The organism is Brevibacterium ravenspurgense (assembly GCF_001584615.1).
Taxonomy (GTDB): Bacteria; Actinomycetota; Actinomycetes; order Actinomycetales; family Brevibacteriaceae; genus Brevibacterium; species Brevibacterium ravenspurgense.
Genome location: NZ_LQQC01000012.1, coordinates 250,313 through 277,062, shown reverse-complemented (window position 1 = coordinate 277,062; position 26,750 = coordinate 250,313). Strand labels below are relative to the sequence as shown.

General features: G+C 61.7%; 22 protein-coding genes. 9 read left to right on the top strand and 13 right to left on the bottom strand.

The window, feature by feature from the left end:
• Positions 1–23: 23 nt before the first annotated feature.
• Both Bravens_RS09840 and Bravens_RS09835 read left to right on the top strand, forming a co-directional pair.
• The gene (locus Bravens_RS09840; RefSeq protein ID WP_062022951.1) at positions 24–2,063 is read left to right on the top strand and encodes a hydantoinase/oxoprolinase family protein; all 2,040 of its coding nucleotides are present in this window, start codon (positions 24–26) and stop codon (positions 2,061–2,063) included.
• Positions 2,060–4,018, top strand: a complete 1,959-nt coding sequence (locus Bravens_RS09835) for a hydantoinase B/oxoprolinase family protein (RefSeq protein ID WP_062022948.1) — start codon at positions 2,060–2,062, stop codon at positions 4,016–4,018. Before Bravens_RS09840 ends, Bravens_RS09835 begins: the two co-directional genes overlap by 4 nt.
• Before the next feature lie 75 nt (positions 4,019–4,093).
• Here Bravens_RS09835 and Bravens_RS09830 read toward each other — a convergent pair whose 3' ends face one another.
• Positions 4,094–4,540, bottom strand: coding sequence for a hypothetical protein (locus tag Bravens_RS09830; protein WP_062022946.1), 447 nt, complete (start codon positions 4,538–4,540; stop codon positions 4,094–4,096).
• 212 nt (positions 4,541–4,752) lie between these two features.
• Here Bravens_RS09830 and Bravens_RS09825 point away from each other — a divergent pair, with 212 nt between their 5' ends.
• The gene (locus Bravens_RS09825) at positions 4,753–4,968 is read left to right on the top strand and encodes a heavy-metal-associated domain-containing protein (RefSeq protein WP_019174271.1); all 216 of its coding nucleotides are present in this window, start codon (positions 4,753–4,755) and stop codon (positions 4,966–4,968) included.
• The gene (locus Bravens_RS09820; RefSeq protein WP_082791130.1) at positions 4,965–7,202 is read left to right on the top strand and encodes a heavy metal translocating P-type ATPase; all 2,238 of its coding nucleotides are present in this window, start codon (positions 4,965–4,967) and stop codon (positions 7,200–7,202) included. Before Bravens_RS09825 ends, Bravens_RS09820 begins: the two co-directional genes overlap by 4 nt.
• 121 nt (positions 7,203–7,323) lie before the next feature.
• Here the strand turns inward: Bravens_RS09820 and Bravens_RS09815 are convergent, their stop codons facing one another.
• Positions 7,324–7,596 (bottom strand): hypothetical protein, encoded by a 273-nt coding sequence (locus tag Bravens_RS09815; protein WP_019174269.1) that lies wholly within the window; start codon positions 7,594–7,596, stop codon positions 7,324–7,326.
• A 104-nt stretch (positions 7,597–7,700) separates the two neighbouring features.
• On the opposite strand from Bravens_RS09815, the gene Bravens_RS09810 reads away from it, so the two are divergent.
• Genes Bravens_RS09810 through Bravens_RS09800 form a run of 3 tightly spaced genes read left to right on the top strand, consistent with a single transcriptional unit; the run spans position 7,701 to position 11,022 of the window.
• A complete protein-coding gene (locus Bravens_RS09810) occupies positions 7,701–8,825 on the top strand; it encodes a CaiB/BaiF CoA transferase family protein (protein WP_062022943.1) in 1,125 nt (374 codons plus the stop codon).
• 34 nt (positions 8,826–8,859) lie between these two features.
• A complete protein-coding gene (locus Bravens_RS09805; RefSeq protein WP_062022940.1) occupies positions 8,860–9,765 on the top strand; it encodes a response regulator transcription factor in 906 nt (301 codons plus the stop codon).
• Between the two features lie 3 nt (positions 9,766–9,768).
• The gene (locus Bravens_RS09800; protein ID WP_062022938.1) at positions 9,769–11,022 is read left to right on the top strand and encodes a sensor histidine kinase; all 1,254 of its coding nucleotides are present in this window, start codon (positions 9,769–9,771) and stop codon (positions 11,020–11,022) included.
• Between the two features lie 81 nt (positions 11,023–11,103).
• Here the strand turns inward: Bravens_RS09800 and otsB are convergent, their stop codons facing one another.
• The 5 genes from otsB to Bravens_RS09775 all read right to left on the bottom strand — a co-directional run bounded on the left by otsB (position 11,104) and on the right by Bravens_RS09775 (position 16,139).
• Positions 11,104–13,761 carry a trehalose-phosphatase gene (otsB, locus tag Bravens_RS09795; RefSeq protein ID WP_082791129.1) on the bottom strand — a complete coding sequence of 886 codons (2,658 nt, stop codon included), beginning with the start codon at positions 13,759–13,761 and terminating at the stop codon, positions 11,104–11,106.
• On the bottom strand, positions 13,758–14,414 hold the full coding sequence (locus tag Bravens_RS09790) for a hypothetical protein (RefSeq protein ID WP_062022935.1): 657 nt from the start codon (positions 14,412–14,414) through the stop codon (positions 13,758–13,760). Before Bravens_RS09790 ends, otsB begins: the two co-directional genes overlap by 4 nt.
• Positions 14,398–14,787, bottom strand: coding sequence for a QcrA and Rieske domain-containing protein (locus Bravens_RS09785; protein WP_062022932.1), 390 nt, complete (start codon positions 14,785–14,787; stop codon positions 14,398–14,400). Before Bravens_RS09785 ends, Bravens_RS09790 begins: the two co-directional genes overlap by 17 nt.
• Positions 14,788–14,865: 78 nt before the next feature.
• Positions 14,866–15,450 carry a DUF421 domain-containing protein gene (locus Bravens_RS09780; protein WP_061944642.1) on the bottom strand — a complete coding sequence of 195 codons (585 nt, stop codon included), beginning with the start codon at positions 15,448–15,450 and terminating at the stop codon, positions 14,866–14,868.
• Positions 15,447–16,139 carry a trimeric intracellular cation channel family protein gene (locus tag Bravens_RS09775; RefSeq protein WP_062022929.1) on the bottom strand — a complete coding sequence of 231 codons (693 nt, stop codon included), beginning with the start codon at positions 16,137–16,139 and terminating at the stop codon, positions 15,447–15,449. The genes Bravens_RS09780 and Bravens_RS09775 overlap by 4 nt, the downstream gene beginning before the upstream one ends.
• Positions 16,140–16,301: 162 nt before the next feature.
• Between Bravens_RS09775 and Bravens_RS09770 the strand changes: the two genes are divergently transcribed.
• Together Bravens_RS09770 and udk are read left to right on the top strand one after the other, a co-directional pair.
• A complete protein-coding gene (locus Bravens_RS09770; RefSeq protein ID WP_062022926.1) occupies positions 16,302–17,528 on the top strand; it encodes a pyridoxal phosphate-dependent aminotransferase in 1,227 nt (408 codons plus the stop codon).
• A 65-nt stretch (positions 17,529–17,593) separates the two neighbouring features.
• Positions 17,594–18,205, top strand: a complete 612-nt coding sequence (gene udk / locus Bravens_RS09765; protein WP_062022923.1) for a uridine kinase — start codon at positions 17,594–17,596, stop codon at positions 18,203–18,205.
• 69 nt (positions 18,206–18,274) lie between these two features.
• On the opposite strand, the gene Bravens_RS09760 is transcribed toward udk, so the two are convergent.
• From Bravens_RS09760 to Bravens_RS09735, 6 genes are all read right to left on the bottom strand, one after another.
• On the bottom strand, positions 18,275–18,526 hold the full coding sequence (locus Bravens_RS09760; protein WP_062022920.1) for a hypothetical protein: 252 nt from the start codon (positions 18,524–18,526) through the stop codon (positions 18,275–18,277).
• 602 nt (positions 18,527–19,128) lie between these two features.
• Positions 19,129–20,322, bottom strand: coding sequence for an MFS transporter (locus Bravens_RS09755; protein WP_062022917.1), 1,194 nt, complete (start codon positions 20,320–20,322; stop codon positions 19,129–19,131).
• A 20-nt stretch (positions 20,323–20,342) separates the two neighbouring features.
• Positions 20,343–21,020, bottom strand: coding sequence for a 7-cyano-7-deazaguanine synthase (locus Bravens_RS09750; protein ID WP_082791128.1), 678 nt, complete (start codon positions 21,018–21,020; stop codon positions 20,343–20,345).
• A 132-nt stretch (positions 21,021–21,152) separates the two neighbouring features.
• Positions 21,153–22,682 carry a SulP family inorganic anion transporter gene (locus Bravens_RS09745; protein ID WP_062022912.1) on the bottom strand — a complete coding sequence of 510 codons (1,530 nt, stop codon included), beginning with the start codon at positions 22,680–22,682 and terminating at the stop codon, positions 21,153–21,155.
• Between the two features lie 80 nt (positions 22,683–22,762).
• Positions 22,763–24,088: an alpha/beta hydrolase gene (locus Bravens_RS09740; protein ID WP_062022909.1), complete on the bottom strand. Its 1,326-nt coding sequence runs from the start codon at positions 24,086–24,088 to the stop codon at positions 22,763–22,765.
• Entirely contained in the window at positions 24,085–26,622 is a 2,538-nt protein-coding gene (locus Bravens_RS09735; protein ID WP_062022906.1) for a bifunctional lysylphosphatidylglycerol flippase/synthetase MprF, read from the bottom strand. Before Bravens_RS09735 ends, Bravens_RS09740 begins: the two co-directional genes overlap by 4 nt.
• Between the last annotated feature and the right edge of the window lie 128 nt (positions 26,623–26,750).

The window sequence follows — 26,750 nt, the reverse complement described above, 5'->3', positions numbered from 1 at the left end:
CATCATGAAACAAAGGAGTATTCGTGAAACCACTTCGTGTCGCTGTCGATGTCGGAGGAACCTTTACCGACGTCTGTATTTTTGACGAAAAAACCAAGTCGATGCGCGTGACAAAAGTCCCGTCGACTCCCTCAAACCCCATGGAGGCCATTCTCAACGGCGTGAAGCGCGGTGAGATCAACCTCGAAGACGTTGAGCTTTTCTCCCACGGCACGACCGTGGCAACCAACGCGCTCATCACCCGGCGGTTCCCCGAGGCCGCGCTTGTCACCACGAAGGGCTTCCGGGATGTCATTGAGATCCGCGACGGCACAAAGGACGACCTGTGGGACGCCTACAAGGACGTGTCCCCGCCGTACATTCGCCGCCGCGACCGCTTCGAAGTCACCGAGCGGATCGATTACTCCGGCCGTGTTGTCACACCCCTGGATGAAGACGAAGCGGTCGAACTTGCCGGCCTGCTGCGTCGTCGCGGTGTGAAGACCGTTGCGGTGTGCTTCATCAATTCGTACGCGAATGCGGAAAACGAAAATCGGATGGTCGAAATCCTCCGTCGTGAACTTCCCGACGTCGCGGTGACGAACTCGGCGGAAGTGCTGCCGGAAATCTTCGAGCACGACCGCTTCACCACCGCCACGGCCAATGCGCTGCTGGGCCCGCTCGTGTCGGACTACGTCGAACAGCTTGACGAAAAGCTCACTGACGGCGGCTACGACGGTGACCTCCTGCTGCTGCACTCCGGCGGCGGATCCATGACTCCCCCGCTGGTGAAGAAGCTGCCGGTGCGCCTTGCCGCATCTGGCATTGCTGCGGGCGCCATCGCAGCCCAGCACGTCGCCCTGCAGTGCGGTTACGAAAACGCGGTCGGGCTCGACATGGGCGGCACCTCGACCGATATTTCTCTGGTCGACCGCGGCAACCTGCGCACCACCCACAGGTGGGAAGTCGAGTTCGGCCACCCCATCGTGTTCCCCAGCATCGAGGTACTCACCATCGGCGCCGGAGGTGGATCCCTGGCTCACATCGACATCGCCGGCTCCCTGCGCAACGGACCCCAGTCGGCCGGTGCTGACCCCGGTCCGGCCTGCTACAGCCTCGGCGGTGATGCCCCGACGAACACGGACGCCAACCTGTTGCTGGGACGGTTGGGCACAGACCTTGCCGACGGCGCTATGTCACTCGACAAGAGCCGCTCGAAGACCGTCATCGAGCGTGACATCGCGAAGCCGCTGAACATGGACACGGACGATGCCGCAGAGGCGATCCTCCAGGTTGCCAACGCCAACATGGCTGATGCTGTGCGCCTGGTGTCCATCCGCCGCGGGCTCGATCCGCGTGAATTCGCGCTTGTCGCATTCGGCGGTGCGGGTGCACTCCACGGTGCTGATGTTGCTCGTGAACTCGGCATCCCCGCCGTCATTGTTCCCCCGAACCCGGGCGTGCACTCGGCTATGGGCTGCCTGCTGGTCGACATCCAGCACGACCTGTCGGAGATGTTCGACGCTGACGCCAAGAACGCAGACACCGACGAACTGTCCGCCGCCTACGGTCGTTTGGAAGACGAGGCGTGGGAGCGACTGCGCGCTGAGGGTGTCGCTGCCGAAGACTCGACAATCCAGCGCGGCATTTCGATGCGCTATCACGGCCAGTGGCGTTCGCTGCAGGTGCCGATCACGCAGGAAGGCGGCCTGGCTGAGGCCATCCAAACCTTCCACGAAGAACACGAGCGCCGCTATTCGTTCCGTCAGGACGACAAACCGGTTGAGATCTACCAGATCCACGTCAAGGCCATTGGACGCACACCCAAGCCGAGCTTTGTTCCCGAAAAGGAGAAGACCACCTCGACTGCCGAACCGGTTTCCACCCGCCAGGTGCGCTGGAACGGTGAATGGACCGACACTCCCATCTACAACCGCGATGAACTCGGTTGGGGCATGGTGATCGAAGGTCCGGCCATCATCGATCAGCTGGACAGCACCACGGTCGTTCCGCCGTACTGCACGGCTGAAATCGACGAATGGCACAACATCCGCATCACTTTGGACAATGGAGTTGAAAAGTGACCACCGCACAGCACGAACTCGATCCAGTCACCTTTGAGGTTCTGAAGAACGCTTTTGCAACGAGCGTTGACCTCATGAGCGAGCAGATTCTTCGAACCTGCTATTCCTTCGTCATCTATTCGCGCGACTTCAGCTCTGCTCTGTGCGATGCCGAAGGCAACACGGTCATGCAGGGAAGCGGCGATATCGCCGTGCACGTCGGCACGCTGCACTTCCAGTGCAAGGCGGTGCTTGAACAGTTCGGCGATGACATCAACGAAGGTGACGTCTTTGCCGTCAACGACCCCTATCGGGGCGGCACGCACTTCAATGACGTGAGCTTCATCCGCCCGATCTTCGCAGAGGGCAAGATCATCGGCTACGCACAGAACAAGGGCCACTGGGCGGACATCGGCGGCAATGTGCCCGGTTCATTCGACGTCAATGCAACCGAGCACTTCAGTGAGGGCCTGCGCATCACGCCTGTGCGCGTATGGCGCAAGGGCGAGTTCCTTCACGATGTTGCTCAGCTTCTGGTGTCGAACACCCGTGATCCCGAAAGCGCTCTCGGCGACCTGCGTGCCCAGTCGAAAGCAACCGACGTGTGTGCCCGCGAAGTCATTCGCCTGGTCGACAAGTACGGCTTCGACACGGTGAAGGCCGCCATGCAGGAAACCCAGGACTACGTGTGCCGCACAGTTCTGGAGAACCTCAAGCAGCTGCCGCAGGGCACGTGGGAGACGACTGACTACCTTGACTTCGACCCGGCCCACGGCGAAGGCATGGTGCCGATCACGGTGAAGCTCACGCTTGATGACGAAGGCATCCACTATGACGTTTCGGGCGCACCTGCCGTGTCGACGTTCCTCAACTCCGGCTACGGCACCACGTTCTCGGCCATCTATGCGGGAACAAAGTCCTTCTTCCCCGAGGTGCCGCTCAACTCCGGCTTCTATGAGGCGGTGACCGCCGAGATCGGCGAAGAGGGCACTGTGATCAATGCCGGCTGGCCGCACGCTGTGACCGGCTTCTGCTCCGGTCCGTATGAAAAGGTCATGAACGCCTGCTTCGAACTGTGGTCTCAGGTCATGCCGGACCGTGCCATGGCATGCGCGTTCAACCTGGAGTATCTGCTGGTCGGCGGCCATGATGCGCGAACCGACGATGACCAGTACTTCATGTGGTACGACTGGATGGCCGGCGGCTGGGGTGGGCGCTCCACGAAGGACGGTTCGTCTGCCACCGCACCGGTTTTCGGCACGGGTCTTGCCGTGCAGCCGATCGAAGGTCAGGAGCGTTTGAGCCCGGTTCTCACAACCGAGCACGCCATCGCCACCGACTCCGGTGGACCGGGACAATTCCGCGGCGGATGCGGTATTTCGAAGGGCGGTATGCTCACCGATGCTGCGCGTACCGTCATGAGCTACTGCTGTGACCGCGGACGGTCTGTCACGTGGGGAATCAACGGTGGCCTGCCGTCGATTCCGCACGGCGTGTGGCTCAACCCTGACACTGAGGACAGCCGCTACCTGGGTGCCACGTTCTCGAATGTTCCGGTTGGTCCCGGTGACACGTTCACCCGTCCGTCTGCTGGCGGCGGCGGCTTTGGTGACCCGCTGAAGCGCAAGCCGGAGGATGTGCTTGAGGACGTCATCGACGAATACGTTTCGCTTGAGCGAGCCGAACTCGACTACGGCGTTGTCATCACGCCGATCGACCCTGAACTCGACAAGTACGAAATCGACTTCGATGCAACCGAAGCTAAGCGCGAAGAAATCCGCTCGCAGCGCGATGGCTGGTTGGAAGAAGACGCTTCGTCTGTGGCAGAGCGCTACAGCAAGGGCGATCTGAGCGTCCACGATGTCATCCGCCGCTACGGAGTTGTGCTCGACTGGGGCACCGGTGAGCTCTACCCGAAGACAACAGAGGAATACCGGGCGCTCATGCGCAAGCGCTCACAGACTCACTGGAGCTGACAGATTTGGAGCTGGCTTGGCCGGGATGTCCTCTGAGGAGGATGTCCCGGCCAAGTCGGTTCCACCTCGGCCGCCCTACTTGTTCTTTTCTGCCCTCTTCGCCGCCCTCTTGGCTGCTCGGCGCTCGCGGGCTCGGGCGCGCTTCTTCTTGCGGATGTCGACGACCCAGCGCGGCACAATAGGCCACGGCAGCGGGACTCCCATAATTCCGATCATGCCGATAACCGGAAGGGCGGCAGCCACTGCGTACACACAGAAAAGCACCGGTTTGACCGAGTCTGGGATAGTGAAGCAGGACAGCAGCATTAGGAACCCGAAAAGAAAGAAGAACAGTGAACCGAAGGGAACCAAATACAGGGAGGCATCGCGGTCCGTGACGCCGCTCTCCCAACCATCAGCCGAGTCGTACCACTCTTCGGTTTCAGGCTTTTTTCGTATCGCCTTCATGTAGAAGGTCCAGCCGAGACCCCCACCGAGAAGCATGCCAATGCCAAGCAGCAGAGCAGTCGGGTCCAGATTCATAGACGGTGACCTCCAGCGGATGCTTAGGGCGGTGCTGAACAAAAACCTACCAGCGTTTGGCCACCACACCCACCCCATGGAATGTTCTGGCGGGTGTCGTCGTTGCCCCGGTAGGCCCACCTAACCAGCGGCACACGCCAGCTCGGTGGGCACCCGAAACTCAATGCCACGGCGAAGCCCCGCACGGCATCGCCTGAACTTTAGGAGGGCTTATGGCTACGACGACCATCAACGTTTCCGGCCTCACCTGCAACCACTGCGTCAATGCAGTCAAGGACGAAGTCGGCGCAATCGACGGCGTGCAGTCCGTCAACGTCGAACTCGTCGAAGGCGGAATCTCCCCGGTCACCATCGAATCGGCCACACCGCTGGCCGAAGCCGACCTCAACGACGCAATCGACGAAGCCGGCTACACCATCGTCAAATGACCCCCACCCCAGCCGAACACCCAGACCCGATCGGAAGCTCCACCTCGGCAACACAAGTCCGGGAAGTCGACCTTGCCATTACCGGCATGACGTGCGCGTCATGCTCGTCACGGGTGCAGAAGAAGCTCAACCGGCTTGACGGGGTCGAGGCGGTGGTCAACCTGCCTCTGAACTCGGCTCACGTCGAGGTCAGCTCAGATGTCACCGACGAGGACCTCATCGCAGTGGTCGAAAAGACCGGCTACGGGGCGTCGGTGCAGTCCTTTGAGGACCCAGCAGACGAACCGGATCTCGCCTCCCGCTTCCGTACCCGCCTGATTGTCAGCGCAATCCTCGGGGCGCCGGTCATCGCCATTTCGATGGTCATGTCGTGGCATTTCCCAGGATGGCACTGGCTGATTCTTGCGCTGTCGCTGCCGGTTGTGACGTGGGGCGCGTGGCCGTTCCACGAGGCGGCGTTCAAGGCCGCACGCGGTTTTTCCTCCACAATGGACACCCTGATTTCAGTGGGTGTCATCACCGCGACCCTGTATTCGCTGTGGACTGTTTTCGCGCAGGCAGCGGCCGGAAATTGGGTTCTGCCGCACAATGCGCACGTGTGGTTCGAGGCCGCCGTCGCCGTCACAGTGTTCCTACTGGCAGGGCGCGTGCTGGAGCACCGCGCCAAGTCGAATGCCACGAAGGCGCTGCGTGAACTTATCAACCTGGGCTCAAAAGTGGCGCTGCTGGTTGAAACCGACGCTGACGGACGGGTCACTGAGCGCACTATCCCCGCTGATCAGCTGCGCGTGGGCGATGTTTTCCGCGTCCGCCCCGGCGAAACAATTGCCGCTGACGGCACAGTTGTCGGCGGTACTTCAGCCGTTGATGAATCCATGCTGACAGGCGAATCCGCACCCGTCGAGGTCACCGAGGGTTCGAAGGTCACGGGCGCAACCATGAACACCTCGGGCACTTTGACGGTGCGGGCCGATCGCGTCGGTTCGGACACCACTCTTGCCGAAATGTCCCGCCTAGTCGCCCGCGCCCAAACCGGCAAACCTGCCGCGCAGCGCATTGCCGATTCGATTTCCGCAGTTTTCGTGCCCACGATTTTGGGCATCGCCGTGCTCACCCTGTTGGGGTGGGGCATTATCGGCGGCGACTGGATTTACGGTCTGCACGCCGCGATCACGGTCGTCGTCATCGCCTGCCCGTGCGCGCTGGGACTGGCCACACCGACCGCGCTCGCAGTGTCGTCTGGCCGCGGTTCGCAGCTGGGCATTCTGGTCTCCGGACCCGAGACCATGGAAGCAGCCCGCACGCTCGACACCGTCGTGCTGGACAAGACCGGCACCGTCACCGAGGGCCGCATGCGGGTGGTTTCGCACGATCTGACACCTGACGATCTGACGCTCGCCGCCGCTGCCGAGAGTGCCAGCGAGCACCCGATCTCTCGCGCTGTTGTTCAGGCCGCTTCCCACATTGACGAGGCGGAGGCTGGCTCAGATTCGCCTGTTTCCGTTAGTCGTGAAGTCACCGATTTTGCGATCATCTCAGGTGGCGGGATCACTGCCACAGTTGATGGGCACAAGGTTCTCGTTGGAAGCTCGGCGCTTCTGGCTGACCAGGGTGTTGCTGTCCCGGAGGTTGCTGACCACCCGGCTGCGACTGAGGTTGCTGTTGCGGTTGATGGTGAATTCCGGGGCCGGGCCTGGGTGGCCGACACAATCAAGGACTCCGCCAAGCCTGCCATTGACGAACTGCACGAACTCGGTCTGCGCGCTGTTCTGCTGACCGGCGACAACCCGGTGTCCGCACAGGCGGTGGCTGACGCCATCGGCATTGACGAAGTCCACGCGGGTGTGAAGCCGGAGGACAAGTACGCGCACGTTCAGGCCCTCCAGACTGAAGGCCGCAGTGTTGCGATGGTCGGCGACGGAGTCAATGACGCTGCTGCCCTGGCCGGGGCGGATCTGGGCGTAGCGATGGGCACGGGAACCGATGTTGCGATTGCGGCTTCGGACATTACACTCATGCGTTCGGACCCACAGCAGATTCCGCAGGCTATCCGCCTATCCCACCGCACTGTTCGCAGCATTAAGCAGAACCTGTTTTGGGCATTCATCTACAACGTGCTGGCTGTGCCCATCGCGGTATCGGGCAAACTCGACCCCATGATCGCAGGGGCCGCCATGGCGTTCAGTTCAGTGTTTGTTGTGCTCAACAGCCTGCGGTTGCTTCGGTTCAAATAGCTGCTTGCACCAAGGATTAATCCGCACTCCCCGGTTTCGCTTCACTCACCCCAGGTGAGTGAAGCGAAACCGGGGAAAGAAAAAGAACGAGGCGGGCGCCTCGTTCTTTTTCTTATTCAAATCAGTCCATCACGGGCGAATCGGGATCATGGACGGTTTTGTCCTTCGACACGATGTAGTTCATGAGTGCGGCCAGACCAGTGACCACTATCGCCGTGACCGCGGTGTAGAGAAGCACCAGACCGAAGCGCTCGAACGACTGCCAGCCGCGGGTGAAGATCATTGTCAGCACGAACACAATGAGGCCCGTGATGATGCCGAAGGTGTACGTGTCCTTATAGGACACGGCCTTGGACGAACCCGAATGCTGTGAAACCGACGTGTCTTTTGCCATGCCGTCAAGTGTACGCGCGTCCGAATGGCAAGCACCGTTCGGCTGTGTCAGTGCCCCTGTCTAATATGTGACCCAGATGACAAAGCAGTCGCAGAAGGGACACCATGACACAGCACAGCTCAGCACGCGGCAACACGGAATCCGGCGCAGCAGGACCGCTGGCCGGACTGAAGGTCGTTGAGTTCACAGGACTGGGCCCGGGTCCGCACGCCGCGATGATCCTGGCTGACCTCGGCGCTGATGTTGTGCGAATCGACAGGCCGGGCAACGCCAAGAAATCTGACGTCACGGCGCGCGGCCGCCGGATTGTCGAAGCTGATCTGAAAGACCCTGCGGCCATCAAAGGCGTGCTCGAACTGCTCGATCGGGCCGATGTGCTCATTGAGGGCTTCCGCCCCGGTGTCATGGAGCGTCTTGGCCTGGGGCCGGATGTGCTTCTCGAACGCAATCCCGGCCTGGTGTACGGCCGTATGACCGGCTGGGGGCAGGACGGCCCGCTGGCAGACCGTGCAGGTCACGACATGGGCTACATTGCGCGCACCGGCATGGCCTCGCTCATCGGCAGCGCTGACAGCGCTCCCGTCCCGCCGCTGAACCTTGTTGGCGACTTCGGGGGTGGGTCCATGTTCTTGGTCACCGGCATCCTCGCTGCCCTGTTTGAGCGCAGCTCCACCGGGCGCGGCCAAGTGATCGATGCCGCTATCGTCGACGGCACGGCAACACTGGCCACCATGCTGTGGGCCCTGAAAGACACGGGCATGTGGCAGGACGCTCGCGGCCGGAACTTCCTCGACGGATCGCAGCCCTCGTACTCCTACTACCGAACCTCCGACGGCGAATACCTTGCGGTTGCACCACTGGAACCGCAGTTCTTCGAAGAGCTGCGCGAACACCTGGGGCTGCCCGAATGGACCCAGAAGGGCCGCTTCGACCCGCGGAAGTTCGACGAAGTCCACCAGCTCATCGCCGATACCATCGCACAGCACCCGCTGGCGCACTGGACTGAGGTCTTCGACCCCACCGACGCCTGCGTTGCCCCCGTGTGGTCCATGGAACAGGCACTGGACGACCCCCAGCTGAAAGCCCGGGGCACGTACACGGAAGTCGACGGCGTCACCCAACCGCGACCGGCACCTCGCTTCTCTGCCCACGGCCGTCTGGACCCCCGCCCGGTCAGCAAAGAAGCTCAGCCGATCGACACAGTCGTCCGAGGGTGGTCTGTCGACTAGAACTCAGTAGAATACCCATCGGAAAGGGGTGGGCATGCACATTGTCTTGGTCGAAGACGACGAAGTGATCCGCGAAACCACACAGCTGGCTCTGGAGCGCTTCGGCTACACGGTCACGACATTCGCAGACGGCCGCGACGGCTACGAATACGTGGCCGAACACGGCGCTGACGCCGTTCTGCTCGACCTCATGCTGCCCACTATGAACGGCGCGTCCATTACGCGCGCCATCCGCGAAAAGTCGACCGTGCCGATCATTGTGATCTCTGCGCGGTCTGACCCAATCGACATCGTCCAGGCGCTCGAAGCCGGGGCGGATGACTACCTGACGAAACCGTTCGACATGCAGGTTCTCAACGCCCGCATCCGCACTATCGTGCGCCGTTTCGTCACCGCGGGCACAGGAGCAATGGGCTTCGGCTCAGCACCCGTCGGACAGGACCCAGTGGAATCGCCCAGTGCGCACACAGCACCCACCGGCGGCACAAACACAGCGACCGCTCCGAAATGGGAGGGCCGCCGCAACGACACCGTGCCCATCCTCGGCACCGGTGCGATTCCAGAAGTCCTGGGCCCCACCCCGGGTCTGCAGGATCCGTCAAGCAGCACCTCGGAAGGAACTCCGAACCCTGCTGTAAGCCCTGAACCGCGCTCCACAACAACCAAGCTGGGTTCCCTCGAACTCGACAACAGCCGCCTGACGGTCACGGTCGACGGAAAAGAAGTCCACCTGACCCCCACTGAGCTGCGCATTCTTCTGCTGCTGACAGAAGACCCCAAACACGTCTACTCACGCGAAAAGATCGCAATGACGGTATGGGGCGGCGAATGGGCTGGCGATTCGCGTGTTGTCGACGTCCACATTCAGCGGCTGCGCAAGAAGATCGGCGCCCGCATGATCGAAACCGTCCGCGGCTTCGGCTACCGCTTTGCAGGCTGAGCCGTGTCACTGCGGCTGAAATTCGTCCTCGTCCTGTTCGCGGGCGTGGTGCTCACAGCGCTCATGCTCGGGGCGGTGGTGCGCTATACGTCGAGCAACACTGACGAGGCCCTGCTGCGCGAACAAGCCCAATGGAAGCTCGAACAGGCCCGCAGCGTCTACAGCGAAACGGGCAAACTTGTGCTGGATGCCCGCATCAACAGCGAGGATGTCCCGGAGGCCGCACGCGAATCCGCCCAGCAGGGACGGACCGCCACCGTGCACGGGACGCTGCCCAGAACGGGTGAGCCCGTGATGTGGGCGGCCACGCCCATCACCGTCGGCGGGGAAACCGCGGTGCTGTCGGTCTACCACTCCGCGGTGGAATACGAACGGATGCGCAACCAGTCCAGCACGACCATCGTCGTCGCGTCAGTCGTCGGCGCACTGCTCGTCGGCGGATTCGGGGCGCTCACAGTCGGAACGATTTCTGGCCGACTGACACGCGGGGCCGAAGTGGCCAGACAGATTGCCGCCGGCGACACTTCGGTGAAGATCGGCGATGTCATCACCAGCGGCCACGACGAAGTCGCCGACTTCGCTGATGCAGTCGATTCCGCACTCGCCCAGCTGTCAGAGCGCATCGACACCGAACAGCGCTTCACGGCAGACCTGGCGCACGAACTGCGCACGCCGCTGACCGGACTCATCACCGCCGCCGGCCTGCTGGAAGAAGACTCCAGACCGGCGGAACTGGTCAAGGAGCGAGCTCAGCGCCTGCAGGAGCTCGTCGAGGACCTCCTGGAGGTCTCCCGCCTGGAGGGCGGAGCCGCACACGTGGCCGTTCAGCCCATGCACGTTGCCACAACACTGCACGCACTCATCAGCAATCTGCGGTCATCCGGCGCAGTGGGCGACCACGTCATCAACTCCGACTTCGCGCTGGCTGACGTGACCATCAACACCGATCAGCGGCGCTTTGAGCGGATTGTCACCAACCTGGTCATCAACTCCATCAAGCACGGCGCCAACCCGATCACGGTCACCGCAACAGACACGGCCGTGCGCGTTGAAGACCACGGTCCCGGCTACCCCACCGACATCCTCACCATCGGCCCCACGCGCTTCTCCAGCGGCGGGGGCGGCGGCATGGGCTTAGGGCTCGTGATCGCTCAGGGGCAGGCGAAGCTGCTGGGCATGGACCTGGTGTTCGGCACCGGACAGGCCGGAGGCGCCAAGACCGACCTCAAATGGGGCAAAGACGCACTAGCCGGCTGAGGCAGGCTGACCCAGGCCAACCAAGGCTGAAGCAGGCACCCCACGGGGTGCGCCTCCGCACTGGGAACACGCGCCCAGCGCTCACTCGCTCAGGGCGATTGCCGCCTTGATGTGTCCGATGTGGCTGTAGGCCTGCGGTGTGTTGCCCAGGTGCCGTTCGGCAACGGGGTCGTATTCCTCCGGCAGCATGCCGGTGGGCCCGATGAGTGCTTCCATGCGGCTGAACAGGTTGCGCGCATCAGCGGTCCGGCCGACCATCTGCAGCGATTCGATCAGCCATGACGTGCAGATGTGGAAACCACCCTCAAGGCCCGGCAGGCCGTCGTCGTAGCGGTAGCGGAACACGGTGGGTCCTTCGCGCAGGCTGCGCTCAACGGCGTCGACGGTTGCGCGGAAGCGCTCATCGTCAGCCGGCAGCATGCCGGACAGTCCGACGAACAGGCACGCGGCGTCGAGATCGTCTTCGCCGTAGGCAACCGTGAACGCGCCGACCTTGGAATTGAAGCCCTTGGAGCAGACGTCGTTCTTGATGTCCTCGCGCAGCTGTTCCCAGTCAGCACCTGCGGGACGGCCGAACTCTTCGGCCGCTTTGAGCGCCCTGTCGACCGTCTGCCAGCACATGACCTTCGTGTACACGTTGTGCTTCGGTGCCCGGCGGGCTTCCCAGATGCCGTGGTCGGCCTGGTGCCAGCGGTTGGCGACCGCCTGCACGAGGTCTTCCAGCAGCTTCCAATGCGAATCCGACAGTGTCCCGTCAAAGCGGGCGAGGCTCACGATGAGGTCAGCAACCGGACCGAACACATCCAGCTGGACCTGGTGTTCAGCGGCGTTGCCCACGCGCACGGGCCTGGAACCGGCGTAGCCGGGCAGGTGTTCGAGAACGGCTTCTGTGACCAGCTGCGAACCGTCGACCGCGTACAGCGGGCGGAGTTCTTCAACTGTCATGTCCTGTTCGGCGGCCTGCGCGATGATGGCGTCAAGCCACTGCAGGAAACCGCGGGCCTCAGCCGCAGAGCCAAGATCAACAAGCGCCGAAGCGGTGAGCGCACCATCGCGCAGCCACGTGTAGCGGTAGTCCCAGTTGCGCACACCGCCGATGCCTTCGGGCAGAGAGGTGGTCGCAGCTGCCAGGATGCCCCCGGTGGGTGCGTGGCACAGCCCGCGCAAAGTCAGGGCGGAGCGCCCAACCCGATCGCGCGCCTTGGTGGGCAGGCTAAGCGCTTCGACCCATTCGCGCGATTCTTCTTTCACTGATGCGCGAACGGCGGCTTCGTCTTCAAGGACCGCAGCCGCAGTGTTTTCAGCTCCGCCGAGGATGAGCGCGAGCACCACCGGTGCGTCCTCTTTCAGTTTGACGCGGGCAATCGCGGTTTCGGATTCGCCGTCCTGGATGACTTTGAACTGCACGTCGGGTGCAACCAGCTCAACGGCTTCTGCCACACCGCGCACCCGCACACCGCGGTCGGTGAGCTTCAGACGTACGGGGTAGGCGCCGTAATCGGGCCGAGGCGCAAAGCGGATGAGCGCTTCCCCTTCGCCTTTGAGGGCGCGCACCAGAACGGCGGAGCCGGCTGGGTCGCCGTCGGCCACGGGTGTCAGGTAGTCGGTGACGGAAACCTGCTGCCAGCGGGTTTCGAGGATGTGCGTAGCGTCGCGGTAGCGCTGGGAAATGGGCAGTGCGTTCGGTTCGCGGGCCGGCACCACGGAGAAGTAGCCGGCGTCGTCGCTGCCGAGGATTTCCGAGAACAGGGAATCTGAGTGCGGCAGAGGGTGTGGCAGCCAGGAAATCTGTGCGGTCGGGTCGACCAGCGCGGTGGTTGTCCCGTTGGACAGCAGGGTGTAGCGCTCAATCGGCACCGCTTCTTTGCCGAACAGCCACGCGCGGCGCAGCGCAACAACCGAGGACAAGACGAGTGCCACCTCGTCAGGTCCGCTCAGCAGGAACCGAGCGGCGGTTTCCACACCGTTCCCGTTTTCGCCGTGTCGGTTTTCGGCTGCGACCTCTGTGACTTTCAGCCCCAGGTCGTCTTCGCCGAGTGAAGCGAAAGCCGGTTCGTCTGATGCGTCGTCGCCGATGTACAGCACGGTCGGCTGATCCAGGCGGCGGCGCAGTTTGTTCAGGGCGTCGCCCTTGGTGGAGTCGACCACTGTGAGGTCAACGACTTCTTTGCCGCGCACCGAACGCACACCCGACAGCGCTTCGAGGCGCGCCACGGCTTCTTCTGCCTGGCGGCGCTGTGGTCCTTCGAGGCCGCGCAGGTGGATGGCCGCACCGGAGGGTTTGGGTTCGATGTTGAGCGCAGGCATGGCCGCCTGGACCGAGGCCAGACCGTGGCGCAGGGTGGACAGCGCGTGCTGTTCTGACCGGCTGAGCGATTCTTCGAAGTCCGTGTCGGTTTCCCCGCCGTGAGAGCCGACCAGGTGGACTTCGCGTGGAAGCCGCGACATGGCGGCGAGGTCCCGCAGGGACCGCCCGGAAATCACTGCCGAGGTGGTGTTGTCGAGTTCTGCAAGGGCCCGCATGGCCTGTACCGATTCTTCTTTCGGGTAGGCGTGGGCGGGTGAATCGACGATGGGGGCGATGGTGCCGTCGTAGTCAGTTGCGACGAGGAGCTGTTCCGCGCGGGCCAGCTGCTGGATGATCCGGAAGAGCTCCGGGTCGAGTTTCCGCAGAGCGGTCTGTACGCCGATGCCGTGGGCGTCGGCTGAGCTGGTACCGATGTGCGCGTGGTTGCTCATTCCCCATCCTCGCTGATTGCGCCGGTGTTTTTCCTATTGTTGCGCGTAAAGCCGCCGACCGCATAGACCACGCCGATGATCGTTGCAGCCGCTCCGGTAAGGCCCATTTCCGACAGTGCCTTCATGTTCGATCCGGCGATCATGGCGATGGCCAGAAGCAGGTGGACGGCGGCGGCGATTGCGAAGTCGGTGGACATCCGCTGGTGTTTCACGCGCAGGTAGATCCACGCTTCGAGCAGTCCGTGCAGCAGCGCCCACACCATGATCGCCGCTCGCACTGCGCCGGCTTCAGACGCAAACAGCAGGAAGCCGGCTGCCGGCAGAACAACAACTGCTTGGCCCAGAAGCTTGGTGCGCAGGGCTGGGGTTTTCGCCGCCTGGCCCAGCAGCATGAGGGCCTGCACGACGATGTAGGCCAAGATGAGCAGCGCTGCTGTGCGCACTCCGACGGCAGTGTTGAAGGGGCTGTCGATCTGCACGCGCGGCCAGAACACCACGACGATTCCGAAGATGACCGACCACAGTCCCCGGGCGATCATCCACGTGGCTACGCGCCCGTAGTGGGTGAACTCGTTTTCTTTCGCCGCGGATGCGCAAACTTTCTGTGAGCCGCGGGTTTCTTCCGGGCTCGAAGCGTCACTTTCCGGAGACATGCAGCGTGTCGCCGTCCTGGGTCAGCTGAGCTTCTTCGAGTGATTGCTGGGCGGCACCGGAAATGAACGAGCCGTCCTTGGAAGAGAAGTGCGATGTGTGGCAGGGGCACACGATCTTTTCTTCGTCCACCTGGTTGACCAGGCAGCCCTGGTGGGGGCACACGGCGGAAAACGCTTTGAACTGTCCCTTCTCGGGCTGCACGACGACGAAGTTGTCCTTGATGATGCCGGAGCCTTCCGGGACGTCAGCAACGTTGACTTCGATTTCACCGAGGTCCTGGCTGGAGCAGGCCGCCAGAACGGTTCCTGTGGCTGCGACAGTTCCGATGACACCGGCGCTCTTGAAGACATCGCGCCTGCTCATGGTGGACATAGATGTTCCTTCCCTCGAAGTGTGTTAAGCCCAGCTTCGCACAGCCGGGTTCACGAAACCTGAGAGACCCCGCCGATGCTATTCGGTGAGATCCCCCGGTTTGTGCCCCAGGATCTCCTCGGCCCCGGACACACCTCGGAGCAGCTCCGGGTCAACCGGTTCATCCGTTTTGATGACGGTGAACTGGCCGGTCTGTTCGAAGATAACGCCGCGCACCTTTTCCGGCTGAAAGACCCCGTTTTGGCGCAGCGCGGCATAGAGGTCAACGCGGGCCAGGTGGGCTCTCTTGAGCTGGTCTTCCAGAACTTCGCCATTGGCCATGACGACGATGGGGTGCGGGGCTGTCCGCGACTGGGCGCCGAATCTGCGGTTGATGAACCGCATGAACGAGGCGAGCGTGAGGATGCACACCAGCGCGATCACACCGGTGGCCAGTGTGGGCTTATTGCCGAGGATGACACGGCCGGCAACCGAGCCGAGCATGATGACTGCGATTGTGTCGGTCATGTACAGCGATGACAGCGAGCGCGCCCCGTAGAGCCGCACGAGCAGCGCCAGAATGAAGTAGATGCCGATTGCCGCACCGATGATGAACGGGATTCGCCACAGTTCGATGCCGAGGTTCGCCGCGGTCTGCGACCACCAGCCAACGGGAGGCGTCATTCCTGTTCCTCATTTCTGTTCAGGGTGCGTTCGCTGCTCAGGGTGCGGCGGGTGATGGGCCGGATGGACCAGCTGCGCATGGATGAGGGTGCTCGCCAGCCGAAGCGCAGCGCAAGCAGGCGAAAGATGGTCACCATTGCGATGACGCCGACCTCAGACCACCAGGTGATGAGATCAGCCTGGTGGAGCCCAGCGGTGACTGCCGCACCGACGACGGCGGGGATGACGTAGAGGTCGGAGCTTTGGAACACGACGGGGACGCGGTTGGCGAAGACATCGCGCAGCATTCCGCCGCCCACACCGGTCATGAGTCCCAGCAGAACGGCCGACAGCACCGGCATGCCGTAGTGCAGGGCTTTTGTGGTGCCGATGACGACGAACACGCCCAGGCCGATCGCGTCGAAGAACACGATTCCGCGCTCAGCCTGCACAACGCGCGGACCGATCAGGTAGACGATGATGCCGGCGGCAATCGGGATGAGCAGGTAGACGGGATCTTTGAAGGCCGCCGGCCTGGTGGCCAGGATGAGGTCGCGGGCGATTCCCCCGCCGGTTGCGGTCAGCATGCCCAGCACGATTCCGCCGGTCAGGTCGATGTTCTTTCGCGACGCCAGAAGGTTCCCCGACAGGGCGAATGCGAGAACGCCCACCAAGTCGAGGATGTAGATGTACATGTCTGTCGACGGCATAGCGCCTCTATTATTGCTCGCTCGCCCTTTCGGTGCCGCCTGTCTCGTCCTTGAAGATCAGGCGGGAGGCGGGCGGCACCTCGACGGCTGTGTCGTCAGCGAAATCCGGTGGCCTAGTGTGTGGTGTGACGCACACAGCAGAAAGGCAGCAGAAAGGCAGCCATGTTCAAGCAGTCGGACAAGCTCAAAGACGTGCTCTATGACCTGCGCGGTCCCGTCCTGTCGGAAGCCCAGAAGATGGAGGCGGCGGGGCACAAGATCCTCAAGCTCAACATCGGCAATCCGGCTCCGTTCGGCTTTGAAGCACCCGATGCGGTGCTGGTCGACATGATCAAGCACCTGCCGGAAGCGCAGGGCTATTCGGATTCCCGCGGTCTGCCGTCGGCTCGCCGCGCGGTTGTGCAGTACTACGAAACCCGCGGGATCGAGAACCTTGATTCTGACGAGGTGTTCTTGGGCAACGGCGTTTCTGAGCTCATCACGCTGTCGCTGCAGGCGCTGTGCAATCCCGGTGACGAAATCCTGGTGCCCAGCCCCGACTATCCGCTGTGGACCGCCTCGGTCGCCCTGTCCGGCGGCACCCCGGTGCACTACCGGTGCCTTGAAGAAGACGGCTGGAACCCTGACCTTGAGGATCTCGAAGCGAAGATCACCCCGCGCACCAAGGGAATTGTGGTCATCAACCCGAATAACCCCACCGGTGCCGTGTATTCGCGTGAAACGCTTACGAAGATTGTGGAGCTGGCCGAAAAGAACGGGCTGCTGATCTTTGCCGATGAGATCTACGAAAAGATCACCTACGGCGATGCCGAAATGATCAACATGGCCTCCCTGACCGGCGAAGACGTGCTGTGTCTGACGTTCTCCGGACTGTCAAAGGCCTACCGGGTGGCCGGCTACCGTTCCGGCTGGCTGGCAATCACCGGGCCGGACTGGAAAGCCCAGGACTACATTGCCGGGATCAAACTGCTGGCCGATATGCGCATGTGCGCCAATGTGCCCGCCCAGTACGCGATTCAGGCATCCCTTGGCGGACGTCAGTCAATTGACGACCTCGTGCTGCCGCAGGGCCGCCTGGGTGCGCAGATGGAATTGGCCACCCGCAGGCTCAACGAAATCGACGGCGTGGACTGCGTGCCCGCCCAGGGTGCCCTCTACCTGTTCCCCCGTTTGGACAAGGATCGCTTCGGCATTGTCGACGACGAACAGTTCGCGCTGGATCTGCTGCGCGAACAGAAGATCCTCGTCAGCCACGGCACCGCCTTCAACTGGGAGGACACCGATCACTTCCGCCTGGTCACCCTGCCCAGCGTGACCGACCTCGCAGAAGCCCTCGACCGGCTTGAAGAGTTCCTGTCCAGCTACGACCAGAAGAGCATGCACGCATAAGCCGAGCGGCACCTCGGCGGGGGCTGCTCGACTATTCTGTACGGGAACGATTTCGAGGAGGCCCGATGTCCTGTTTCACGGTCGGTGTTGCCGGCGGCACCGGCAGCGGCAAAACAACGCTGACGCGAGCGCTGCTTGACCGGTTTTCCGGGCAGTCCTCGGTTGTCTTCATGGACAACTACTACAAGGACCAGTCGCACCTGACATGGGACGAACGGGTGGTGACGAACTACGACGCACCCGAAGCCTTCGATGTCGAGCTCATGGCCGAGCACCTGCGGCAGCTGCGCGCAGGGCAGGCGATTGACTGCCCGGTGTACAACTTCGCGGAACACAACCGGGCCGCTGAGACCATCCGGGTCGAGCCCTCCCCCGTTTTGGTTATCGAGGGGATTCTGCTGTTTGCACTGCCGGAGCTGACCGAACAGCTGGACCTCAAACTGTTCGTCGACACCGACGCCGACGTGCGGATTCTGCGCCGTATTCAGCGCGACGTGGTTGAACGCGGCCGGTCACTGGCTTCGGTCGAAGAGCAGTACCTCAAAACGGTCAAGCCGATGCACGAACTCTACGTGGACCCGTCAAAGCGCAGCGCGGACCTCATCATCCCCGAAGGCGGCCGCAACATCGTCGCCCTCGACACGCTCATCAACCGGATCGAACGCGAAGTCAGCTGAGCGGCTGCGGTTGGGCATTAAACAATGCGGCGGGAGCAGAACGCTCCCGCCGCATTGGTGTTTGGAAGTTCAGGCCAGCCCTTCAGATTCGAGCAGTTTCTTACGGCTCTGGTGGAACCTCTCCAAAACTGCCCAAGCCGACAATCCCAGAAAAAGAAGCAAGCCGACGGCGAACACTAGGAAGCGATTGTCCTGCCCCCACGCCAACAGCATCATCCCGAAGGCGACCGCAACGGAGAATATTGACCGCAAGGCGAAGCTGTTCCAGCAGTCCTTTTTCAATTCAGATATTCGCTCGGTTACATCTGATGGTTCAGTCATACGCGCTTCACCTCCCGAATTCCGTCAAGTGCTGCAGTTCCGGTAACTCCCAGGGATTTCCCGCCCTTACAAGTTCCGTGGGAAGACAGATAATCGGAAACTGCCGCCCTTATCTGAAGGCTTAGGCAAGCTGATGCTCACGCCGTTATCTGCGGTGAACGTTGTTACGGCCTCTCCGTTGAGGTACTCGTCTTTTTTCTCAAGGAGAGAATCGGCGAGAGCTTGGTACAGCTCCTCATGAGTCAGGCCAACTTCGTCAGAAGCTGAAACTTGGTTTACCTGAGGGGCGACATTAGCCGCACCCTCAACCAAAAATCGACGCCGCCGAAATGGCGGAGATGGCCACAGCAGTTGCAGTTCTTCTCTTCAGCATTTGGATACTCCTCACGCTTAACTGAAGCTTGCACTTTCAGACTAGACCTTGTGTCAACAGTTGAATTCTTATTTTCAGCAATCTCTTTCGGCTGTCGGCGCCGTTTGCCCCGCCCTTGAAGATCGGAACCCTGACCTTGCGCCTCAGCTAGCTTGGAGCCAATCGTTCAGCCCGCCCCGGCTTCTATCGGGAATGGGCTGGATCGCTTCTGATACGACATCGACAGCGTCTACGACCTCGCTTGGTAACGCGCGTCCATACGCCAACTGATACCAGTACCGACGAGCACGAACACGAAGAGAACCACAATACTTACACCGATTACCGGAACCGCCTGAGCAAGCGGGAAGAAACCATAGATTGCATATGCAATTGGGGCCAGGCCAAAGCTGATGGCGTAATCAAATGACGACACGCGCCCCATATGCTCATCTGCCACCCGTGTCTGCAATGCGGCTCCCCACAGGACACCCGAAACCTCGAAGCCTACGCCCGTCAGCGCTGAAGCTGCTGCAAGCAGAACAACGCTGTCCACTGTAATGGCGGAAATTATCTGAACGAGTGCCAGCGCGGCAAACAGCACACTGACCGTCAGCAGACGCTGCGGCTTGATCCTGAAAGAGACAAGACTGCCCAGCACGTAGCCGACTGTCAGTGCTGACATCATGATTGCCCAGGTGGGTGGTCCGTGTTCTTTTATGATGAACAGCGGTTGCGTAACATCAGCCGCTCCGGACTGAATCGCAAGGAACACACCCCAGAAGGGGATAGCAAAGAACAGCCAACTGTTCTGCGCCAGGGTCTGCTTCAAACCCGCTGAGTCGTTGCGGATGTCTGTCGGTGCAACCGCACGAGCAGTCACTCTGAGGCTCAATATCAAGAAACCGGCAACCAGGTTGAGCGCGACCACAATCCACAAAAGCACCTGGTACGACAGCATCGCACCGATAACCGCAGCCAAACCGGGACCGACAACCCCGGCAACATTGCGGAATGAGCGCACCATGGCATTTCCGTGAACAAGATTGTCCTTGTTCACGATCGACGGGAGCAGCGCATATAAGGACGGAGCTCCGACCGCCGTTGCGAAACCAGCGATGAGAGCTAGGAACTGGGCACGCCAATCGAGCCCGAAAACCGGAATGACAAACGCAAGCCCCACATCGACAATTGCGGCAGCGAAGGCTGAACTCGCAGCGACACGTGACCGGCTCCATTTATCTGCAATCACACCGCCGATGAGGGCGACGAGGAGGATGGGTGCCGTCCGGGCGGCAAGCGTCCAACCTAGGCCAGCTGTATCAGAATCCTCAGCGCCGAAGAACACCAAGCCCAGAGCCAGAAAAGAAGCCGCAAGCGCCTGCAGACCCTGCGCCCACGCTAAACGAGCGAGCCCCCCTGTTCCGACTATCGATTTTACCATCGGCCTCGGTTGTAGAAATATTATTTTACACCAGTTAGATCACTCGCGTATTGGACAGGGTCCACCACCTCTGCCAATCGAAAGGCCATTCTCCTGTCGATACACGGCGGACATTCTCCGCAGTGAATATCTTCAGTATGCGCGCAACTCCATGTTTGCTCAAAATCCACCCCCAGCATCTCGCCACGGGATATAACTTCGGCCTTCGTCATACCCAGATATGGAGTTTGGAAATTGATTTCGTATTGTTCCCCTTCACAGGAGCGCGTCAAATCTGAGAGTAGCTCAAAGTAGCTTCTATTATTATCTTGAAAATGAGAGTCGCCGTCGTGAACGGCGTAGTATACGTCCCGGGATCCGTGTTTCACTGCCCACGAGGCGGCAAGGGTAAGTGCAATTGCTGACCCGAATGGCTGAACATACGGATCTTCCTCAAGGCACATACCAAAGCCCTGAGCCTTTCTCATAAGCATCGGTTGAGGAAGACCATAAAAATTGCGCATGAAAGGCGCTATATCATATTCATGGAATGCAATCTGCCCTGCAAATTTTGCCGCAACGCTGCGCGCGAAGTCACCTCCCTTCTCATCGAAATTGAGGAACAGGGCATCTACTTCGATTCCTTGCTCAATGAGATCAAAAAGGAGCGTCGTTGAATCCGGGCCGCCAGAATACATCAGTACTGCTTTGTACGTCATGTAATGAGACTAACGGCTGGGGGGCGAGTATACAAGACTCCAAGGCACTGAAACACTTGAAACCATTGTGAGGCCAACCCTGTCAGACCAGTAGTCGTAAACGCCCGCAGTACCCAACGGCGCCCCGACGCCTCACCGTGAGGAATGTGTGTCTTCGCTCAGCCGGCCGTACAGCTGTCGGGTGACATCGTCCATGCCCCTGAAGTGCACCTCTGTGCCCAGTTCGGCGTACTTCGTGACAATCGCATCCAGCGCGGTGACGGTCGAGGCGTCCCACACCCGCGTCTTCGTCATGTCGATCACCACGAGGTCGGGGTCTTCTGAATAGCCGAACTGCGTTGTCAGGTCATTGCTCGAGGCGAAGAACAGCTCGCCGGTGACCGTGTAGCGGGCGCGCTCGCGGCCGCTGTCAGGATCACGGTCGAGGTGCCGCTCAACTTCCGCAAAGTGCGCCACCTTGCGCACAAAGAGGATCGCGGCTGCAATGACGCCGGCACCGACACCCACCGCCAGGTTGCCGCTGATGACGACGAACACGACGGTGATGAGCATGACCGCAGTTTCGGACTTCGGCATGCGCTTGAGCGTCTTCGGGGCGATCGAACGCCAGTCGAAGGTCTGGTAGACGACGATCATCATGACCGCCACGAGTGCTGCCATGGGTACCCGGCCGACGGTGTCGCCGAGTGTGACCACGAGGATCAGCAGGAAGATTCCGGACAGGAATGTGGAGATCCGCGTGCGGGCACCGGAGATCTTGACGTTGATCATCGTCTGGCCGATGACAGCGCAGCCGCCCATCGCACCGAAGAACCCGGAAACCATGTTCGCGATTCCCTGGCCCATGCTTTCGCGGACCTTCCGGGAGTGCGTGTCCGTGATCTCGTCAACGAGTTTCGCTGTCAGCAGCGACTCCAGCAGCCCCACGACGGCCATTGCCAAAGAGTAGGGCGCAATCGTTGTGAAGGTCTCCAGGGTCAGCGGCACATTGGGCAGGAAGAAGCCGGGTAGGCTGCTGGGCAGTTCGCCCTGATCACCCACGGTCGGCACGGTGATGCCAAACGACACCACCGCGGTCGTCATGAGCACGATTGTGATGAGGGGAGCCCACACGCTCGGCAGGAACCTGGGAATTACGATGAGCAGCACGAGTCCCGCTGCCACCAGCCAGTACACGGTGCTGGGCACATTGAACAGGTGCGGCAGCTGGGACATGAACACGAGGATCGCCAGTGCGTTGACGAAGCCCACCATGACGCTGCGCGGTATGAACCTCATGAGCTTCGGTGCGCCCAGCAACGCCAGTGTCACCTGGAAGATTCCGGCCAGGATGACGGTGGCGATGAAGTAGTCGAAGCCGTACAGGCGCGAAACCGGAGCGATGACGAGCGCAACCGCACCCGTTGCCGCGGAAATCATTGCGGGCCTTCCGCCGACGATCGCCGTTACGACCGCCATGATGAAGCTGGCGAACAGACCGACCTTGGGGTCGACACCCGCGATGACGGAGAACGCAATGGCCTCCGGAATGAGAGCCAGGGCCACCACCAGACCGGCCAGCACCTCGCGCGACAGAATCTTCGGCGAGCGCAGCGCTTCCATGACCGTCGGCTTGGCGCGATAGCGGTTCGGATCTTCCTGCAGCGGGGTGAGGGTTTCCATGACTCTAGGCTACGAGCCCGGCACGTCCGCAGTGCGCAAGAATGTCCGGCACACGCCCGATCGACTTTCAGCGCTTGGCTTCACAGACCCGTCTGCTGACCGAACCACGTCAGGTGATCGGCGAAAGCCGGCCGCCACACCTGCCACGAATGACCACCCGGATATTCACGCCACTCCAACTGCATACCGGCAGCCCGTCCTTCTTCATACAGCTTCTTCAGTTTGTCGCGGTAGCGCTGATCGTCTTTGCCGACCGAAAAGATTCCCCGCACGGATGGATAGCGGTGAGTTTTCAAAAGATCAGCCGGGTTGTTCTGACTGAATGCGCGCTCATCCCCGTGGAAAATCACATCGACAGCGCTAGCGGAACCTGAAAGCTTGGGAACGGCTTCACCGGACATATTGAGCACGAGCGAATACGCGTCGGGGTCTCGCGTCACAACCTGCAGCGCACACGTTCCACCGTTGGACAGGCCGCCGATCCCCCAGCGGGCTCTGTCATGAGTGACCTGCAGATTCTTTTCAATCCACGCAGGAACATCTTGCTGCAGGTACTCCGCCACATTTCCGGCGGCAGAATCCGAACACAATGGCCCGGTGATCGAATCACCCAGCTGATCAACCACAACCACCACGGGAGCCGCGCCCCCGTGGTCAGCCGCATAGGCATCGAGACTCACCTGCATTCGACCAGCATCAACCCACGTGCGCGGCGAGCCCGGTTGACCAGCCATAAGAACCAGGACGGGCAGGTTTCTGCCGTTTGCATGCTGATACGCCGGCGGCAGATAGATGACAGCCGGGCGCGGGTTCCAACCGGAACGCGCACCGGGAACTTTCGTTTCGATGAGGGTGCCGTGGCCAGGCACATGCCCCTCGACGGGGCCGCGTGGAACGTCGCGAAGACTGCCGTAGCTCTCACCCAAGCCAAAAGCCCCGGCCAGTGTCATGTATGCCCCGAACCGGGCATTCATAGCGCCCAGCATTCCCGCGGTGCTCAACAGCACTGCCACCGCGACCACGGAAGCCGTTGCCGTGCGCCCGAGCTTCCGCATCGGCAGCAGACGCAGGAGCCGCGAAAGGGGCGTGGTCTCCAGACCGACCAGCACTGGCCGCCGAGGCCACAGAGCCAACAGGGGAATGAAAACACCCACCCACAGCAGCGCCCAGACCATCCAGCCAAAAGGGTCAACAAAAGGCAGCCACAGAACATCGAAGACGAACCAAGCACCCACTGCGATAGCGGTGGGGACTGCGAGCACAAACACCCAGCCGGTCCGCGAGAAGTGGAGTCCGCGCAGCACAATGACAATGCCGATTGCCGCAGCAATCAAAACGGTGAAGACAACCTGGGGGCCCGCTCCCAGCAGATGAATGCCGTCCAGGGCATTCCGCAGCCAGATCATCGTCGGTTCTCTTTTCCCGATGACCGCAGCAGCTCAGAGCCCAATCGCACAGTTTCGCGCACGCTGAGATTGGGCAGGTAGGCGTGGCTGACAGCGCGGGCAGCACGCGCCAAGTCCGCAACTTCTGGTACCGCCAACCACATGGTTTCGGTGCGCGGCTGGAACTTGTGCTTGAACGCGTACAGCGAATTGAAGCCGTAGACCGGTTCCAGGCGAGAGCTCAGTGCGGCAAGCACCGAGTGAAGCATGCCGGGCTCATCGGCTTCCGTGACCAACGGCGCACCCGACAGCGACAGAACGCGCAGACCTTCGTCCTGCGCACCGATGATGGCCTGTGCAATGAGGAACTCCATAACCGGCCGGAAGCCGCCGTCGCGCCTGCGCATGAAGTCCAGCGTCAAACCGATGACCTTGCCGTCTTCGTACACGGGCATCCAAGATGTCACCCCGTGCACCGTGCGGTCCTGATCAACCGCGACAAGAAGGCGAACTTCGGGATCGTCGAGCTCAGCAACCCCGCCCAGCGTGAAGCCCATTTCCGGCAGCGGTTTCTGCTGTGCCCAGTGCTGCGAGATCGCCTCGATCTGATCCCGAATGGCCAGCGGAGCAGATTCCCACGTCATCCATTCGGCTTCGACGCCCTCCTTCTTCGCACGGTTAACGGCAGTGCGAACGTCCTGGAAGGCTTTGCCCTTGAACTCAACCTGGCCCAGGTCGACAACAGTTTCGGTTGCCACAGGAACACAGGACCAACCCCAGCTGCGGGCAACCTGCGCTGCGGAGTCGTGCACCGAGTAGAAGATCGGCACGAGGCCCTGCCGAACCGCCCAGCGAGAGAACTCGTCCATGACATCGGGAAGTTCGTCCGGGGTGCAGGCCGGATCTGTGACCGTGAGAGCAGCACCGTCGCGTCCCCGGAAGGCAACACCCGCCTGCCCGTTGTCGCTGATCCACACGCTGTTGTCTTTCCACGTGGTCATCCAGCCGAGAGTTCCCGCTCCCGCGCTGCGGACGATGTCCGGGTAGGAGACTGCTGCCTGGTCGCTGCTGTCGACCACACCCTTGGTGACCGCGCGCAGAGCAAACACGACGATGACCGCCCACGGCACCAAGGTGCCGATATCCAGAGCAAAGCGGCCCAGCGCATCGTCAGCGGTCAAGGGCCCAACGGTGCCCACAAGCCGCAGACCGGGCACGATGTGGATGATGTAGTCCCACACGAGCCTTCCGACTGTCGGGGCCTCACCAAGGTGGGAGCGCAGAAGCAGACCGGCTGCTACCGCGAAAAGAGCGCCCAGAACAACACCGGAAGATACGAGAAGCGTCAGCCTGCGATACCAGCCCGCAACAGGTTGAGCCGGGAACAGCTTCCACGCACACAGGACAGCGACAATGACCAGCAGCGGAATGACGATCGGCACGAACAGCTGCAGCCCCGGGCTGGCAGCAGGGTTGAGGCCCAGAGCGACGCCGGTTGCATCCCAGTAGTGGTACAGGCCGAAAATCGCCAACGAAGCGATGATCGAGCGGACGAGAATGTAGGCCTGCAGGAGCACCGTGCCGACGGCCGCAGCCTGGCGACCCCGGCGCAGTCCCGGCAAGAAGCTCAACTGGACGAGCCACGGCATGGCCAAGCGGATGACCGAACCCAGGCCGGTGCTGCGGCTGAGCGCTTCTGCCCGACGGCACGCCATTTCCGTTCCAGATGCGCACACCGCGTCGATCTGTTCGGGCGTGATTGAGGTTTCGAACAGGTACCGCACGGACGCGAGCGGGCCGATGAAGTATTCGGCGCGCATCGAGATGACCGACGCAGCGAATATCGCCACGATGCCGGTGACGATGAGTTCCCGTGCTTCGAAGCGGGATCCCACGCGGCGCTTGGGGATGGGTCCGCCGATCATGCGGCCGGCAGCAAGGCCAATGCCGACTGCCACCAGGTGTTCAAAGTCCCGCACTTCACCGGCACACGTGACCATGACGGCCAAATAGACGCCGACCAGCAGGATGACGCGTCGGCGCACGACCGCCTGGGTCAGCCCGGCTGCGGCTGTTCCCGTGGCAAACAGCCACGCGCCGACGGACGATGACGGGGTGGTCGCCAGAACCCGGAACCATTCGACGGGCGTGTGGGCGAGCGCGCCGGCAATCGCCGTGATGATGGCGATGGACACCGTGTGGCCGACAGTGCCGATGATGGCGTACCGCAGCGAACCGAGCCTGCGCTCAGCCCAGATGCCCACCGCAAGCACCACGACGATGACAACCGCAAGGTAGCCAGGGCCAACCGGGCCTATCGGCAGCAGTCGTTCGAGGATTCCGGGGCCCGCCACAGCCGTCGAGCCTTCGGTAGGCGATGCTCCTGCGGGAGCGTGCGCCGCTTTGCCGGTGAACTGCTGCAGAATCCATACGCCGAGCACCAGGACGGCGAAAGCTATGCTGACCGGTCCCGATCGCAGCCAATCGCGGCAGGCGCGCATGGCAGTGAGGCCCCGTTTCGACGTGGTTTCTTCTTTTTGCGGTGAACTGTTCATCAGGCCAAAATTCTATATTTCGGCACCGACTTGGATTATCAGGCTTCCCCGTATTCACGGCGAAGAGGCCGCCTGTGCTGCCGTAAATTCGCTGCCGGGAATCCTGCCGTGGAGACAGCGCCTGAGCT

Excerpts from the sequence above, each read along its gene's own strand:
- Bravens_RS09740 (WP_062022909.1), bottom strand. The coding sequence starts at position 24,088 with ATGATCTGGCTGCGGAATGCCCTGGACGGCATTCATCTGCTGGGAGCG.
- Bravens_RS09770 (WP_062022926.1), top strand. The coding sequence starts at position 16,302 with ATGTTCAAGCAGTCGGACAAGCTCAAAGACGTGCTCTATGACCTGCGC.
- Bravens_RS09805 (WP_062022940.1), top strand. The coding sequence starts at position 8,860 with ATGCACATTGTCTTGGTCGAAGACGACGAAGTGATCCGCGAAACCACA.
- Bravens_RS09785 (WP_062022932.1), bottom strand. The coding sequence starts at position 14,787 with ATGTCCACCATGAGCAGGCGCGATGTCTTCAAGAGCGCCGGTGTCATC.
- Bravens_RS09790 (WP_062022935.1), bottom strand. The coding sequence starts at position 14,414 with ATGTCTCCGGAAAGTGACGCTTCGAGCCCGGAAGAAACCCGCGGCTCA.
- Bravens_RS09825 (WP_019174271.1), top strand. The coding sequence starts at position 4,753 with ATGGCTACGACGACCATCAACGTTTCCGGCCTCACCTGCAACCACTGC.
- Bravens_RS09820 (WP_082791130.1), top strand. The coding sequence starts at position 4,965 with ATGACCCCCACCCCAGCCGAACACCCAGACCCGATCGGAAGCTCCACC.
- Bravens_RS09745 (WP_062022912.1), bottom strand. The coding sequence starts at position 22,682 with ATGGAAACCCTCACCCCGCTGCAGGAAGATCCGAACCGCTATCGCGCC.
- Bravens_RS09775 (WP_062022929.1), bottom strand. The coding sequence starts at position 16,139 with ATGCCGTCGACAGACATGTACATCTACATCCTCGACTTGGTGGGCGTT.
- Bravens_RS09830 (WP_062022946.1), bottom strand. The coding sequence starts at position 4,540 with ATGAATCTGGACCCGACTGCTCTGCTGCTTGGCATTGGCATGCTTCTC.
- Bravens_RS09780 (WP_061944642.1), bottom strand. The coding sequence starts at position 15,450 with ATGACGCCTCCCGTTGGCTGGTGGTCGCAGACCGCGGCGAACCTCGGC.
- Bravens_RS09815 (WP_019174269.1), bottom strand. The coding sequence starts at position 7,596 with ATGGCAAAAGACACGTCGGTTTCACAGCATTCGGGTTCGTCCAAGGCC.
- Bravens_RS09755 (WP_062022917.1), bottom strand. The coding sequence starts at position 20,322 with ATGGTAAAATCGATAGTCGGAACAGGGGGGCTCGCTCGTTTAGCGTGG.
- otsB (WP_082791129.1), bottom strand. The coding sequence starts at position 13,761 with ATGAGCAACCACGCGCACATCGGTACCAGCTCAGCCGACGCCCACGGC.
- Bravens_RS09810 (WP_062022943.1), top strand. The coding sequence starts at position 7,701 with ATGACACAGCACAGCTCAGCACGCGGCAACACGGAATCCGGCGCAGCA.
- Bravens_RS09750 (WP_082791128.1), bottom strand. The coding sequence starts at position 21,020 with ATGACGTACAAAGCAGTACTGATGTATTCTGGCGGCCCGGATTCAACG.
- udk (WP_062022923.1), top strand. The coding sequence starts at position 17,594 with ATGTCCTGTTTCACGGTCGGTGTTGCCGGCGGCACCGGCAGCGGCAAA.
- Bravens_RS09735 (WP_062022906.1), bottom strand. The coding sequence starts at position 26,622 with ATGAACAGTTCACCGCAAAAAGAAGAAACCACGTCGAAACGGGGCCTC.
- Bravens_RS09760 (WP_062022920.1), bottom strand. The coding sequence starts at position 18,526 with ATGACTGAACCATCAGATGTAACCGAGCGAATATCTGAATTGAAAAAG.